We start from the raw sequence: 13985 nt of genomic DNA, 5'->3' as shown, positions 1-13985 counted from the left end.
CAAGCCGCTCAGGCCGCCTGACGCAAGTCCTGCATCGCGGCGGCGGCGATCGACAGGCTGTGCTTGCGGGCGTCGTGATCGTAGATCGCGCTCGTCAGCATCACCTCGTCCACGCCGGTGCGCGCGACGAAGGCGCCGATCTCACGCGTGACCTTGGCCGGCGCCCCGATCGCGGAGCAGGACAGCACGTGATCGAGGATCGCATTGCCCTGCGCGCCGAGACTCTCACGATAACCTGCGACCGGTGGCGGGAGCTGGCGCGGATTGCCGGTGCGCAGCGCAACGAATGCCTGCTGCTGCGAGCTGGCCAGCAGTTCGGCCTCCGTGTCGGTATCCGCGGCGAAGACGTTGAAGCCCGCCATCGCATGGGGCTTGGCAAGCTGCGCCGAGGGGCGGAAGTCGCGGCGATAGATCGCCAGCGCCTGATCCAGCACGTCGGGCGCGAAGTGCGAGGCGAAGGCATAGGGCAGACCGAGCGCGGCGGCGAGCTGCGCGCCGAAGGTGCTGGAGCCGAGGATCCACATGTCGGGCCGCGCACCGGCGCCCGGCGTCGCGACGATCCCGGTCTGGCCGTCGTCGGCGAAATAGCTTTGCAGTTCGAGCACGTCCTGCGGGAAGGCGTTGGCGTCGGTCTCCAGCGTGCGGCGCATGGCGCGTGCGACGCGCTGGTCGGAACCGGGCGCGCGGCCGAGGCCCAGATCGATCCGGCCGGGGAACAGCGCGTCGAGCGTGCCGAATTGTTCGGCGATCGTCAGCGGTGCGTGGTTGGGCAGCATGATCCCGCCCGCGCCCACGCGGATGCTGCGCGTGGCGGCGGCGACATGGCCGATCACCACCGCGGTGGCCGCACTCGCGATCCCCCGCATGCCGTGATGCTCCGCGCACCAATAGCGGGTGAAGCCGAGGCTTTCCGCGTGAACGGCAAGGTCGGCGGCGTTGGCGAGGGCCTGTCCCACAGTGCCGCCTTCGACGACGGGGACGAGATCGAGCAGAGCATATCGGGTCATGGAGCGAAGATGGGGAGGCGACCGGGCAAGGTCCAGTGCGCCCGGCCTCGCGGGCCTCAGAACCCCAGTGCGTAGCGGACGGCCAAGCCATAATCGGGTGCGAGCGCGGCGATGTTGCCGGGATCGCGCCGCCAGAACAGGTTGGTCTGGATCGAGCCGGCATAGAGCGGCCGGCTATAGCGCGCCTCGACATCGACTTCGCGGCCGGTGGGCGAGAGGTTCAGCCGCTCGGTCGTCCATCCCGTCACCGCGGCGCTGGCATAATCATAGGCGGTGGGCAGCGCCAGATCGAGCCCGCCATGCGCGACGCGGAGCGGTTGCGCCACGCGCAGGCCGACGCTGTCATGGCCGAAGACGCCATCCTTGCCGATATCGGCCGCATAGGAATCGGTCCGCAGCGCTCCGCTGCCCGACAGGTCACTGCGCAGCGCGGCGCCGGTCCAGCCCTGACGCATCGATCCGCCAAGCGACCAGCCGGCGCCCATGTCGAAGCGGGCGGCGGCATCGACGAACCAGCTCGACGCATGTGCACCGCCCAGGCCGCTGCCGAAGCTCGCCCCCAGCACGGTGTCGTGCTCGTCCAGCCGACTGGCGGTGACCAGCATGGCGAGCGCGCCGAAATGCCGATCGAGCGACAGGCCGTAACGCGCATAGCCGGTGCGCCGCCACCGTTCCGCCCCCGCCAGCACGTCGAGGTCGCGCGGCGACAGCACCGCGCCCGTCTCGCCCTCCACCGATACGCCCCAGGCGCCGAATTGCTGGCGCAGCGCGCTCGCGCCCTTCGCCGCGGTGCCGAAGCCCGTGCCGTCGTCGCGGGCGACCAGAAAGGCGGGCGAGGATTGGCCGGCGAGTTGGGCTGTGATCCCGCTTGCGCCGCTCGCGAAGGCGAAGCCGAACGCCGCGCCGCTGCCCAGCCGCTGAGTCACGGTGCCGGCGATCGCGCGCGCCATCTGCGCGTCGGTGCTGGTGAGCGTGGTGCGTTCGATCCCGACATCGCCGTTGATGCGCGGCGCGAGCGTGAGCGAGACGCTCATGCCGTTGGCGCTCATGCCGATATTGCGCTGGGTCGATTGCAGCATGGCCGCCAGGCCGCGCTGCGGCTGCGCGCGCCGGAGCGTCTGTGCGAGATCGAGCGAGAAGGCGCGGCTATAGCCATCGAGGATCACCGCACCCAGCGCGCCCGAGGTGGCATCGCCCATCGGCGCGGAGAGCGTGCCGTTCACCGCGGTGGAGACCGCCTGTTTCGATCCGGCCACGCGCACCGTGCCGGCGGGCTGGAACGCCTTGGTGAGATCGAGCACGCCCTGGCCGTAGATCGAGTCGATTCCCGCATCGCCGGCGTCGCGTGCGGTGGAGAAGAGCAGGTTCACGATCTGCGCGCCGGTCAGGTTCGGAAAGGCCTGCGCGAGCAGCGCCACCGCACCCGCGATCTGCGGCGTTGCGAACGACGTGCCCGACCAGAGATAGGCGGTGCCGGTCTGGTCGGGCGCGCGGACGCGCTCGCCCACCGCGGCGAGATAATGTTGCGCGGTGTCGCCCGCGCGGTTGCTGAAGCTGGAGATCGCATCGGCCCCCGCGGTCGCGCTGCTGTTCGCGCCAACCGACCCCGCCACGATCACGAGATTGCGCGATACCGCGGCGTTGTTGGCGAATTCGGCGGAAGCCTCGGGATTGGCGGTGCCGTCATTGCCCGCCGCGATCACGATCACGATACCGGCCGCGGTCGCGCGGTTGATCGCGGCGATCAGCGCGTTCGAGGCAGCGTCCGCGCCGCCGAGCGAGATGTTCACGACCCGCGCGCCGTTGGTGCGCGCCAGATCGACGCCGCGCGCGATATTGTCGTCGTTGAACGAACAGTTGCTCCCGTCGGTGCTGGTGCTCGCCGCCGCCGATGTGCAGGTGCCCGGCGTGTCCGCCCGCAGCACCAGCACGGTCGAGTCGAACGCGACGCCTTGGGTTCCCGTGCCGTTCATCCGCCCGGCGAGCGTGAACGCCACCGCCGTCCCATGGCCGCTTGCGTCGACGATCCCCGAGCCTCCGGCGACGTTTTGCGAGGCGGGCGAGATCCGGTCGCTGAATTCCGCGCTGCCAGTGTCGATGCCGCTGTCGATCACGGCGGCGACCACGCCCTTGCCGGTCGCACCGGCGTTATAGGCGGCCAGCGCGTTCATCGACGTCGCGCCCACGGTCGCGCGATATTCGGCGGTGTCGTAGCTGGCCGTGGCGGTGGGGGTCGGCGTCGCGGTTGGTGTGGGTGTGGGTGTGGGTGTCGGGTCCGGGGTGGGCGTGGAGACCGGGGTCGGTGTGCTGTTCACGCCACCGCCACCGCCGCAACCCGCGAGCATCACGCTCGCGCCGATCGCCGCCGTGTGCATCCACCACGCCCTGATTCGCGCCATGCCCCATCCCCTACGCCCCGCCCTCACCCCGGGCGACACCGGCACGTCATAGCGTTCATCGGTTTGCCGTCCGTTAAGCACGGCCATCATGCGCGCTTCTTGCCGCCGAGGATATGCCTGCCTACAGCCGGCGCGTGATCGCCGCGCTCGCCTCCATCCGCACCTGGATCTTCGATCTGGACAACACGCTGTATCCGGCGCGCGCCAATCTGTTCGCCGGGATCGATGCGCGGATGACCGCCTTCATCGCGGATCGGCTGGGTGTCGATCCCACCGAGGCGCACCGCATCCAGAAAGGCTATTTCCTCGATCACGGCACCACCCTGTCGGGGCTGATCGCCGAGCACGACGTCGATCCGCACGAATTCCTCGCCTATGTCCATGATGTCGAGATGGGCATGCTGGAGGAGGACGCGCCGCTTGCTGCCGCCATCGCCCGGTTGCCTGGCCGCAAGCTCGTCTTCACGAATGGCGATACGCCTTATGCGATCAGGGTGCTCGATCGCCTTGGCCTCGGCGAAAGCTTCGAGGCGATCCACGACATTCACGCCATGGGGCTCGTGCCCAAACCGCACCCGAGCGCCTATGCCGGGCTGTGCGCCGCCCTCGCGATCGACCCCACCACCGCGCTGTTCGTCGAGGACATGGCGCGCAACCTGAAGCCGGCCAAGGCGATCGGGATGACGACGGTGTGGATCGACAACGGCTCCGAACAGTCCGCCGATCCCGATCGCAGCTATATCGACCATATCGTCCACGACCTGCCGACATGGCTCCACCAGATATTGGAACCCGCATGACCGACCTCGCCACCACGATCGATGCCGCCTGGGACGACCGCGCGAGCCTGGGTCTCGATACGCAGGGCCCCGTGCGCGACGCGGTCGAGGCGGCGCTCGCGTTGCTCGATTCGGGCGAAGCGCGGGTCTCGGAGCCGGACGGCGATGGCTGGCGCGTCAACCAGTGGCTGAAAAAGGCGGTGCTGCTGTCGTTCCGCCTCAACGACAATGCGCTGGTCGAGGGTGGTGCGGCCGGGGCACCGGCGTTCGACAAGGTGGCCTCCAAATTCGCCGGCTGGGGCGATGCCGAATTCCGCAACGGCGGGTTTCGCGTCGTGCCGGGCGCGGTCGTCCGCCGCGGTGCCTTCATCGGCAAGGGCGCGATCCTGATGCCCAGCTTCGTGAACATCGGCGCGCATGTCGGCGAGGGGACGATGGTCGATACCTGGGCGACGGTCGGCTCGTGCGCGCAGATCGGGCGCAACGTCCATCTGTCGGGCGGCGCGGGTATCGGCGGCGTGCTGGAGCCGCTGCAGGCAGATCCGGTCGTCATCGGTGACGGCGCGTTCATCGGCGCGCGCGCCGAGGTGGCCGAGGGCGTCCGCGTCGGCGAGGGCGCGGTGCTGTCGATGGGCGTGTATCTCGGCGCATCGACGAAGATCGTCGACCGCGCGACGGGCGAGGTGTTTCGCGGCGCGGTTCCGCCCTATGCGGTGGTGGTGCCGGGTTCGATCGGCGGGGGCGACGGCAAGCCCGCGCTCTATTGCGCCGTGATCGTCAAGCGCGTCGACGCGCAGACGCGCAGCAAGACCAGCATCAACGAACTGTTGCGGGATTGACGGCTCGACAGCGGGGAGCCGGCTGCTTATCGAACGCGCAAACAGCATGAGGGGAACGCCATGACCGCCGCCAGCCAGGTACTCGACCGAGTCCTCGTGCTCGAAATGGTCCGCGTAACCGAGGCGGCGGCGATCGCCGCTTCCACGCTCGTCGGGCGCGGCGACGAGAAGGCGGCGGATGCGGCGGCGGTCGAGGCGATGCGCGAGGCGCTGAACTCGCTCTACATGGACGGCACCGTGGTGATCGGCGAGGGCGAGCGCGACGAGGCGCCGATGCTCTTCATCGGCGAGAAGGTGGGCTCCGCGATCGGCAAGGGCCCCAAGATCGACATCGCGCTCGATCCGCTGGAGGGAACGACGATCTGCGCCACCGCCGGGCCGAACAGCCTCGCCGTGCTGGCGATCGCCGAAGAGGGCGGCCTGCTCAACGCGCCCGACGTCTATATGCACAAGATCGCGATCGGGCCGGGCTATCCCGAGGGGCTGATCGATCTCGACCGGACGCCGACTGAGAATGTCGTCGCGCTGGCCGCCGCCAAGGGTGTGGCGCCGGGTGACATCATCGCCTGCGTGCTGGATCGTCCGCGTCATGCCGACCTGATCGCCGAGCTGCGCGGGCTGGGCTGCGGGATCATGCTGATCGGCGACGGCGACGTGGCGGGGGTGATCGCGACGACCGATCCCGAGACGACGATCGACATCTATATCGGATCGGGCGGCGCGCCCGAGGGCGTGCTGGCCGCCGCGGCGCTGCGTTGCGTCGGCGGGCAGTTCAAGGGGCGGCTGATCTTCCGCAACGACGACGAGCGCGCGCGTGCCGCCAAATGGGGCGTCACCGATCTCGACAAGCAATATGACCTGACCGAGCTGGCTCGCGGCGACTGTATCTTTGCGGCGACCGGCGTGACCGACGGGTCGCTGCTCGCGGGCGTGAAGCGCAAGGGCGGCAAGATGACGACCGAAAGCGTCGTGATGCGCGCGTCGTCGGGCACCGTGCGCTGGGTGAAGGGCGAGCATCGGATCTGATCCGGCGTGCTTGCCGGCGCGCTGCTGATCGTCGCGCTCGGCGCGCTCGGGTGGTTCCAGCGCGGCGACCGGCGCGAATTCGCATTCTTCAAGGCGCTGGCGGCGAGCGATGCGCGTCAGCAGCGGTTTCGCCTGTGGATCGTGAAGGCGGCGATCGCGTTTGCGCTGCCGGCGTTGGTCGGGCTTGCATGGTTGGGGCGCCTGGATGCGATCGCTCTCCTTCCGCCAGAGTTCGATCCGCTGCGCGCGGCACTGCCGTACCTCCATCATGGCACCGGCTCCTTTTTGTGGGGCATGGTCGGCGGGGCCGCGGTGGGCGGTGTCGGCGTGGCCGTATGGGCGGCGGTGCGGCGGCGGCAGGGGCGGGGGATGCCCGGGCCGATCGGCGATGCCGCCGCGCTGATGCCGCGCAACCGGGCGGAGATCGGCCATGCGGCGCTGCTGTCGATCACGGCGGGGATCGCCGAGGAACTGGGGTTCCGGCTCTATCTGCCGCTGCTCGTCGCGCTCGTCACCGGCAGCGCGGGGCTGGGGTTCGGGGTCGCGACGGTCCTGTTCGCGGCGATGCACCGCTATCAGGGCTGGGCCGGTATTCTTGCGACGGGCGCGATCGGCGTGCTGCTGGCGGCGGTCTATCTGATGACCGGAAAGCTGTGGGTGGCGATGCTGCTCCATATCCTGATCGATCTCAACGGGCTGGTCCTGCGCCCGCTGCTCGGCGGCGCGGGGCGGGTCAGCGCTTCAGGCGCCAGCCCGTCTTGAAGATCCACGCGATGATGGCGAGGCACAGCGCCAGGAAGCCGGCCGTCACCGCGAGGCTGAGCCCCACGTCCACATCGCCCTTGTCGAAGAAGCTCCAGCGGAAACCGCTCACCAGATAGACGACCGGATTGAACAGGCTGACCGTCCGCCAGGGCTGGGGCAGCATGTCGATCGAATAGAAGGCGCCACCCAGAAAGGTGAGCGGGGTGATGAGCAGGGCGGGCACGAACGACAATTGCTCGAACCCGTTCGCCCACACCCCGATGATGAAGCCGAACAGGCTGAACGCGATCGCGGTGAGCAGCAGGAACGCGATCATCGCCCCCGGATGCGCGATCCGCAGCGGCACGAACAGCGAAGCGGTGGCCAGGATGATGAGGCCGAGGATCACCGATTTGGTCGTCGCCGCGCCGACATAGCCCAGCACCATCTCCATCGCCGAGACGGGCGCCGACAACAGCTCGTAGATCGTGCCAGTGAATTTGGGGAAGTAGATGCCGATCGAGGCGTTGGCGATGCTCTGCGTCAGCAGCGACAGCATGACGAGACCGGGCACGATGAAGCTGCCATAGCCGACGCCGCCCACCTGGCTCATCCGGCTGCCGATCGCGCCGCCGAAGACGATGAAATAGAGCGAGGTCGTCAGCACCGGCGTGACGAGGCTCTGCCACAAGGTGCGCAGCGCGCGCGCCATTTCGAAGCGATAGATCGCCCAGACGCCATGAAGGTTCATCGCACCCGCTCCTCGACCAGACCGACGAAGATGTCCTCGAGGCTCGACCGGCTGGTTTCCAGATCGTCGAAGCCGATGCCCAGTTCGCCCATCCGGCGCAGCAGCGAGGGGATGCCGGTATGCTCGCCGCGCGCATCGAAGGTGTAGCGCAGGCGGCGCCCGTCATCGGCCAGCGCCAGATCCCAGTCGCCAAGACCTTCCGGCACCGCCGTCATCGGCACCTCCAGCCGCAATTCCAGCGCACGCTTGCCGAGCTTCGTCATCAGCGCGCGCTTCTCGTCCACCAGCAACAGCTTGCCGCCCGCGATGACACCGACGCGATCGGCCATCTCCTCGGCCTCTTCGATATAATGCGTCGTCAGAATGATCGTGGTGCCGCGTGCGCGAAGCCCGTGGACCAGCTTCCACATGTCGCGCCTGAGCGCCACGTCGACGCCCGCCGTGGGTTCGTCGAGGAACAGGATCTCGGGCTCGTGCGCCAGCGCCTTGGCGATCAGCACGCGGCGCTTCATCCCGCCCGACAGCGTCATGATCTTGGCGTCGCGCTTGTCCCAGAGCGAGAGGTCGCGCAGCACATGCTCGATATAGGCGCTGTGGCCCGATCGTCCGAACAGCCGCCGGCTGAACGTGACGGTGGCGAGCACCGTCTCGAACATGTCGACGTTCAGCTCCTGCGGCACGAGCCCGATCCGTCGGCGCGCGGCCTTGTAGTCGCGGATCGCGTCGTGCCCGTCGACCGTGATCGTGCCCGACGACGGCGTGACGATCCCGCAGACGATGCTGATGAGCGTCGTCTTGCCCGCGCCGTTCGGCCCCAGCAGCGCGAAGATCTCGCCGCGCGCGATCGCCAGATCGACCGTGTGGAGCGCGGTGGTGCCGCCGTCATAGGTCTTGGAAACGCCGGCGATGCGGAGGATCGGTTCGCTCATCTTGTCCCCCGTGCGGCGGCGATCGCCGCCTCGACCGTCTCGATCGGCAGCGCACCGGCCAGCACCTGATCGCCTACCACCCAGGCGGGCGTGCCCGCCATCCCCAATTGCCGGGCGAGCGCCAGGTTGGTGCGGATCGCCTGCGTCACGGCGGGGGTGGAGCCGGCCGTCGCCAACGCCTGCGGATCGAAGCCCGCGGCCCGCGACGCGGCGGCGAGGCTGGCCGGCGTGATCGGCCCGGCGGCGTAGAGCGTGTCGTGGAACGGCTTGAACTTGCCCGCCAGCGCCGCCGCCACCGAAAGCTGCGCCGCGGTGCCGCTCTGTTCGGACAGCACGGGCAGGTCGCGGAACACCACTTTCAGCTTCGGATCGCGCGCGACAAGTTGCTGGATCATCGGCAGGCTCGCGCGGCAATAGCCGCAATTATAGTCGTAATATTCGACGAGCGTGACGTCGCCCTTGGGGTTGCCGATCCAGGCATCGCCCACCGGCGTCACGATCTGCGCGCGGTTGGCGGCGATCACCTGGCCCGCGTCGTTCGCGCGCAGCTTCTCCATCGCCTCGGGGATGATCTGCGGGTTGGCGAGCACATAGTCGTGGACGATGCGCTCGGTGCGCGCGCGCTGATCGGTGCGGTCATAGGCGAGCAGCGCAAGGCTGCCGCCGATCGCGCCGAGCAGGGCGGCGGTGAGGAGAGGCCAGGATTTCATCGGCGTTTCTTGTACTTCTTGGGATTGTCGTCGAATTCGTTCTGCGCCGCGGTGGCGATGTCCTGCGCGCGAATCCAGTCGGTCGAATTGGGCGGCAGGTTGGCCAGCGCATCGTGCGCGCTGCGGTTGGCAGTGCGCAGGTCGCCCGTCAGGCTCGCCTGTTCGGCGGTGGCGAGCGCGGCGCGCGCGCTGTCGCCGCTGGCCTCATAGGCGGTGCCGAGCTGATACCAGGCGAAGGGATTGTCGTCGTCGCGCCCGACGGCGGTGCGCAGCACGCGGATCGCCTCGGGATAATTGGCGCGCTTCTCGGTCGCGATCAGCGCATGGCCCAGCGTCGTCGCGATCAGCGGGTTGTCGTGGCTGCCCGCGACCGCGGCGCGGAGCGGCGCGAGCGATTCCTGCGGCTGCCCGGCCTCGAGCAGGATCTGCCCCTGGATCTCGAGGAAATAGGGGTCGGCCGGATCGGCGCGGACGAGCGCGTCCGCCTCGGCGGCGGCTTTGTCGGGATAGCCGGCCTTGTGATAGGCATAGGCGCGCGCATAATGCGCATAGATCGTCGTGTCGGTCAGCGGATAGTCGCGCAGCGTCCGTTCGGGGCTGAGCACATAGCCTTCGAGCTTGGCCTTCACCCGCTTGAAGCGCTCCTCCAGCGGGCGGTCGGGCGGGTTGTTCCACGCCGGCGACGCCTGAAGATCGGCAGACAGCGCCTGGATGCGATCGCCCGACAGCGGGTGCGTCTGCATGTACGGATCGATGTTCTTCAGGCCATAGGCATATTCCTCGTTCTGCAATTTCTTGAAGAACGCCAGCATGCCCTTGCCCGAGATGTTCGCGCCGCGCAGGAAGCGTGCGCCGGTGGCGTCCGCGGTCGATTCCTGCACGCGGGAAAAGGCGAGATATTTGCCCAAAGCGGCGGACTGGCCCGCCGCCATGATCCCGGCGCCCGCATCGCCGCTGCCCGCCGCCATCGCGGCGAGGCCCAGCACCATCGACAGGATCTGGATGCCGAGCGCGGGCCGCGTGCCGCCGTCGGACAGGATGACATGGCCGTCGGCGACATGGCCCAGCTCGTGCGCGATCACGCCCTGCACCTGATTGGCGTTGTCCGCCGCCTGGAGCAGGCCGGAATTGACATAGACGGTCTGCCCGCCCGCGGTGAAGGCGTTGATCGCGGGATCGTTCAGCAGCACGACCTTGGCGTTGCGCGGCGACAGGCCGGCGGCGACGATCAGCGGGTCCGCCATCTGCTTGAACATCGCCTCGGTCTCGGCATCGCGCAGGATCGACTGGGCGGCGGCGGGCTGAGCGGCCAGCAGGAACGCGGCGGCGCAGGCCGCGACGATACGGCGGATCATGCGGTTTCGCCGATGGCGAAGTGGAGGAAGTGGAGGCGTGCGCGCCGGTTTCCACTTGCCCCGCCAGAGACGATTCCCGCGTGGGTGCGGCGGGCGGAGGACGGGGCGGCCATGCCGCGCATAGCAGCAGATTTCGGCGATGTAGGACAGCGGGAAATGGCGGGCGTCATGGCGGGGAAGGCTGGATCATGGCGCGTGAATGGCCGGTGAAGCGGGCGTGTCGTGTACCCCCACTTGTACCCCGGCGAAGGCCGGGGCCCAGGTGGGGGACGCTGCTTGGCAAAGCGTGGCGCCTGTCATCGGCCTCCCCCACCTGGGCCCCGGCCTTCGCCGGGGAACAGGGTGGGGGAGAGCCAAGGCCACACCCGCACCCCGGCCCTCCCGCGCCGAAGCGCGGGAGGGTAGGGCGGTCACGCGCCGAAGGTGCGCTGCCACCAGCCGCGGCGGGGCTGTTCGCCCGCGCCGGTTTCGGCGGGTTCGGCCTCCGCGGGCGCCTCGGGGGCGACCTCGGATTCGGCCTCGGTCTGCGGCGAGAGCGCGGAGACCGGCGCACCTTCGTCGGCGGCGTCGGCGATCGGCGTCTCGGCCTTTTTGCGGCGCGTGCGCTTGGGCTTCGCCGCTTCGTCGACGACGGGTGCCGCCTCGGTCGCGGGCGCTTCGACCGGCTCGGCGGCGGCCTTGCGCGGGCGACCGCGCTTGGGCTTGGGCGCCTCGTCGGCCGGTGCTGCCTCGATCACCGGTGCGGGCGCGGCGGCACGGGCACGCGGACGGCGGCGCGTCTTGGGCGCCTCCGCCTCGGGCTCGGTCACCGTCTCGGGCTCGGGCTCGGGCTCGACTGGTTCGGGCGTCGCCGCCACCGGGGTCGGCTCGGCCTCGACGGGCGTCGCATCCTCGGCGAGCGCATCGATCGTCACCTCTCCGGCGATCTCGGCATCTTCCGAGCGAGGCGCCTGCTCGCGCGCGTCGTCGCGGCGACCGCCACGGCGACCGCGACGGCCACGACGGCGGCGGCCTTCGCCTTCGCCGGCGGGCTGTTCGCCACCGTCACGGGCTGGTGCCTCGGCGGCTTCGTCCTCGGCCATGTCGGTCGCGTCGCCCGTATCGAGCGCGGTGCCCTCGGCCTCGTCGCCTTCGCTCTCGGCGTCGGTCCCTTCGGCGCCCTCGCCCTCGCCCTCGCCCTCGGGACGCGCACGGCCGCGACGGCCGCGACGGCGGCGGCGCTTCTTGCCGCGCGCATCGTCGCCCTCGCCACGCTCGTCGCGACGTGCGGTCTCGCGCGGCTCGCGGGCGTCCTCGACGGGCTCGTCGTCGGCCTCGACGTCCTCCTCGTCGAGCTCCAGCTCCTCGGGATAGTCCTCGTCGTCATCCTCGAGGATGAGCGCCTCGATCTTGGGGGCATGCTCGGGCGGTGGGCCGCTGGCCTCTACCGACATGCGCGCGCCCTCTTCCTCGCGGTCGGGCACGATCTCGACGACCACGCCATAGCGGTCCTCGATCTCGGCGATGTCGGCACGCTTGCGGTTGAGCACGTAGATCGTCGCTTCGTGGCTCGCGCGCAGCGTCAGCACCGAGCCGCGACCGCGGGCGGCCTCGTCCTCGATCATGCGCAAGGCCGACAGGCCTGCCGACGAGGCGGTGCGGACGAGCCCGGTGCCCTCGCAATGCGGGCAGGCGCGCGTGGAGGCTTCCAGCACGCCGGTGCGCAGGCGCTGGCGGCTCATCTCCATCAGCCCGAAGCTGGAGATGCGGCCGACCTGGATGCGCGCGCGATCGTTCTTGAGCGCCTCCTTCATGCACTTCTCGACCTTCCGGACGTTGGAATTGTTGTCCATGTCGATGAAGTCGATGACGACGAGGCCCGCCATGTCGCGCAGGCGGAGCTGGCGGGCGATCTCGGTCGCGGCCTCCAGGTTGGTCGCGGTCGCGGTCTGCTCGATATTGTGCTCGCGCGTTGACCTCCCTGAGTTGATGTCGATCGACACCAGCGCCTCGGTCGGGTTGATGACCAGATAGCCGCCCGATTTGAGCTGCACCACCGGGTGGTACATCGCCGAGAGCTGCTCCTCGACGCCGGCGCGCTGATAGAGCGGCACGGCATCGGCATAATGCTTCACCTTGCGCGCATGGCTCGGCATCAGCAGCTTCATGAATTCGCGGGCGTGGCGATAGCCGTCCTCGCCCTCGACGATCACCTCGTCGATATCCTTGTTGTAGATGTCGCGGATCGCGCGCTTGATGAGATCGCTGTCGCCATAGACGAGCGCGGGCGCCGCCGACTTCAGCGTCTCCTCGCGAATGCCGTCCCACAGCCGCGCGAGATAGTCGAAGTCGCGCTTGATCTCGACCTTGGTGCGCTGCAGCCCGGCGGTGCGGACGATGCAGCCCATCGAGGGCGGCAACTGCATGTCGGCCATGATCGACTTCAGCCGCTTGCGATCGCCCGCGTTGCTGATCTTGCGGCTGATGCCGCCGCCATGGCTGGTGTTGGGCATCAGCACGCAATAGCGGCCGGCCAGCGACAGATAGGTGGTGAGCGCCGCGCCCTTGTTGCCGCGTTCCTCCTTCACGACCTGCACCAGCAGCACCTGGCGGCGGCGGATCACGTCCTGGATCTTGTAGCGGCGGCGCAGGTTCATCCGGCGCTCGCGCAGCTCCTCGACCGCCTCGCTGTCGGCCGACTTGCCGCGGCGCTTGGCCGCGTGCGCGCCGTCCTGGCCGTCCGAATCATGGTCGTGCTCGTCATGATCGGGCTCGTCCTCGAACCCGTCCCCGTCACCCTCGTGATCGTCGCCATCGTGATCGTCGTCGTCGCCATCCTGCTCGGCGCGCAGCGCGGCCTCTTCGGCGGCGTGCTCGGCCTCTTCGCGCAGGAGCGCGTCGCGATCCTCCTTGGGGATCTGGTAGTAATCGGGATGGATCTCGCTGAACGCGAGGAAGCCGTGGCGGTTGCCGCCGTAATCGATGAACGCCGCCTGGAGCGACGGTTCGACGCGGGTCACCTTGGCGAGATAGATATTGCCCTTGAGCTGCTTGCGCTCGGCGCTCTCGAAATCGAATTCCTCGATCCGGTTATTCTTGACGACGGCGACGCGGGTTTCTTCCCGGTGGCGCGCATCGATCAGCATGCGTGTGGTCATAATGATGTCTCCACGCGCGCGCCGGGCCGTGGGGCTGCCGTCGCGCGCGATGATGTGGTGCGGCGGAGCTGGGCTCCGTCCCGCGGATGAGCGAAGATGCCTCTGTCCGCCGCGCAGCCTCGGGCAAGCGGCCCGGAAGCGCCCGCGCGACGACGACCCGTCCGGCGAAAGCCGGTCGGTCGGTCGAGCGGGGGGAATGCGTCATGCGTACGTCAACCTGGTTGGCGCCGCCCGGAACAGGGCGGCCCGTCGGCACCGGCGTGTCGCCGGCCGCAATCGCGCGAGCGATCAGGCGGAAGAACGACACAT

At 69.3% G+C, this 13985-nt stretch carries 11 protein-coding genes; 4 read left to right on the top strand and 7 right to left on the bottom strand.

Translation table 11 applies throughout. The annotated features are described in order from the left end of the window. Window positions 1-8 precede the first annotated feature (8 nt). Both OXQ95_RS04020 and OXQ95_RS04015 read right to left on the bottom strand, forming a co-directional pair. The gene (locus tag OXQ95_RS04020; protein ID WP_267379913.1) at window positions 9-1007 is read right to left on the bottom strand and encodes an LLM class flavin-dependent oxidoreductase; all 999 of its coding nucleotides are present in this window, start codon (window positions 1005-1007) and stop codon (window positions 9-11) included. Window positions 1008-1063: 56 nt separating this feature from the next. Continuing rightward, window positions 1064-3406, bottom strand: a complete 2343-nt coding sequence (locus OXQ95_RS04015; protein WP_267379910.1) for a S8 family peptidase — start codon at window positions 3404-3406, stop codon at window positions 1064-1066. A gap of 134 nt (window positions 3407-3540) precedes the next feature. Between OXQ95_RS04015 and OXQ95_RS04010 the strand changes: the two genes are divergently transcribed. From OXQ95_RS04010 to OXQ95_RS18785, 4 genes are read left to right on the top strand one after another with little or no spacing between them, the layout of a single operon-like run. Then, entirely contained in the window at window positions 3541-4206 is a 666-nt protein-coding gene (locus tag OXQ95_RS04010) for a pyrimidine 5'-nucleotidase (RefSeq protein ID WP_267380086.1), read from the top strand. Then, window positions 4203-5024, top strand: a complete 822-nt coding sequence (dapD, locus tag OXQ95_RS04005; RefSeq protein WP_267379907.1) for a 2,3,4,5-tetrahydropyridine-2,6-dicarboxylate N-succinyltransferase — start codon at window positions 4203-4205, stop codon at window positions 5022-5024. The genes OXQ95_RS04010 and dapD overlap by 4 nt, the downstream gene beginning before the upstream one ends. A 60-nt stretch (window positions 5025-5084) precedes the next feature. Further along, window positions 5085-6050 (top strand): class II fructose-bisphosphatase, encoded by a 966-nt coding sequence (glpX, locus tag OXQ95_RS04000; protein ID WP_242096009.1) that lies wholly within the window; start codon window positions 5085-5087, stop codon window positions 6048-6050. Between the two features lie 6 nt (window positions 6051-6056). Beyond that, window positions 6057-6812, top strand: coding sequence for a CPBP family intramembrane glutamic endopeptidase (locus OXQ95_RS18785; RefSeq protein WP_267379902.1), 756 nt, complete (start codon window positions 6057-6059; stop codon window positions 6810-6812). Here the strand turns inward: OXQ95_RS18785 and OXQ95_RS03990 are convergent. From OXQ95_RS03990 to OXQ95_RS03970, 5 genes are all read right to left on the bottom strand, one after another. Continuing rightward, window positions 6784-7545 carry an ABC transporter permease gene (locus tag OXQ95_RS03990; protein ID WP_242096011.1) on the bottom strand — a complete coding sequence of 254 codons (762 nt, stop codon included), beginning with the start codon at window positions 7543-7545 and terminating at the stop codon, window positions 6784-6786. The two genes, OXQ95_RS18785 and OXQ95_RS03990, sit on opposite strands and share 29 nt — an antisense overlap. Continuing rightward, window positions 7542-8474 (bottom strand): ABC transporter ATP-binding protein, encoded by a 933-nt coding sequence (locus OXQ95_RS03985; RefSeq protein WP_267379898.1) that lies wholly within the window; start codon window positions 8472-8474, stop codon window positions 7542-7544. Before OXQ95_RS03985 ends, OXQ95_RS03990 begins: the two co-directional genes overlap by 4 nt. Then, a complete protein-coding gene (locus OXQ95_RS03980; protein ID WP_242096013.1) occupies window positions 8471-9184 on the bottom strand; it encodes a DsbA family protein in 714 nt (237 codons plus the stop codon). The genes OXQ95_RS03985 and OXQ95_RS03980 overlap by 4 nt, the downstream gene beginning before the upstream one ends. Continuing rightward, a complete protein-coding gene (locus tag OXQ95_RS03975) occupies window positions 9181-10539 on the bottom strand; it encodes a M48 family metalloprotease (protein WP_267379894.1) in 1359 nt (452 codons plus the stop codon). Before OXQ95_RS03975 ends, OXQ95_RS03980 begins: the two co-directional genes overlap by 4 nt. 410 nt (window positions 10540-10949) lie before the next feature. Beyond that, a complete protein-coding gene (locus OXQ95_RS03970; protein ID WP_267379891.1) occupies window positions 10950-13676 on the bottom strand; it encodes a ribonuclease E/G in 2727 nt (908 codons plus the stop codon). Window positions 13677-13985: the final 309 nt, after the last annotated feature.

Source organism: Sphingomonas sp. GC_Shp_6, from assembly GCF_026540835.1.
In the GTDB taxonomy this organism is placed as follows: domain Bacteria; phylum Pseudomonadota; class Alphaproteobacteria; order Sphingomonadales; family Sphingomonadaceae; genus Sphingomonas.
Note: the sequence above shows the minus strand (reverse complement) of the source record. Positions and strands in the feature narration are given on the sequence as shown.

Excerpts from the sequence above, each read along its gene's own strand:
- OXQ95_RS04020 (WP_267379913.1), bottom strand. The coding sequence starts at position 1,007 with ATGACCCGATATGCTCTGCTCGATCTCGTCCCCGTCGTCGAAGGCGGC.
- OXQ95_RS04015 (WP_267379910.1), bottom strand. The coding sequence starts at position 3,406 with ATGGCGCGAATCAGGGCGTGGTGGATGCACACGGCGGCGATCGGCGCG.
- dapD (WP_267379907.1), top strand. The coding sequence starts at position 4,203 with ATGACCGACCTCGCCACCACGATCGATGCCGCCTGGGACGACCGCGCG.
- glpX (WP_242096009.1), top strand. The coding sequence starts at position 5,085 with ATGACCGCCGCCAGCCAGGTACTCGACCGAGTCCTCGTGCTCGAAATG.
- OXQ95_RS03990 (WP_242096011.1), bottom strand. The coding sequence starts at position 7,545 with ATGAACCTTCATGGCGTCTGGGCGATCTATCGCTTCGAAATGGCGCGC.
- OXQ95_RS03985 (WP_267379898.1), bottom strand. The coding sequence starts at position 8,474 with ATGAGCGAACCGATCCTCCGCATCGCCGGCGTTTCCAAGACCTATGAC.
- OXQ95_RS03980 (WP_242096013.1), bottom strand. The coding sequence starts at position 9,184 with ATGAAATCCTGGCCTCTCCTCACCGCCGCCCTGCTCGGCGCGATCGGC.
- OXQ95_RS03975 (WP_267379894.1), bottom strand. The coding sequence starts at position 10,539 with ATGATCCGCCGTATCGTCGCGGCCTGCGCCGCCGCGTTCCTGCTGGCC.
- OXQ95_RS03970 (WP_267379891.1), bottom strand. The coding sequence starts at position 13,676 with ATGACCACACGCATGCTGATCGATGCGCGCCACCGGGAAGAAACCCGC.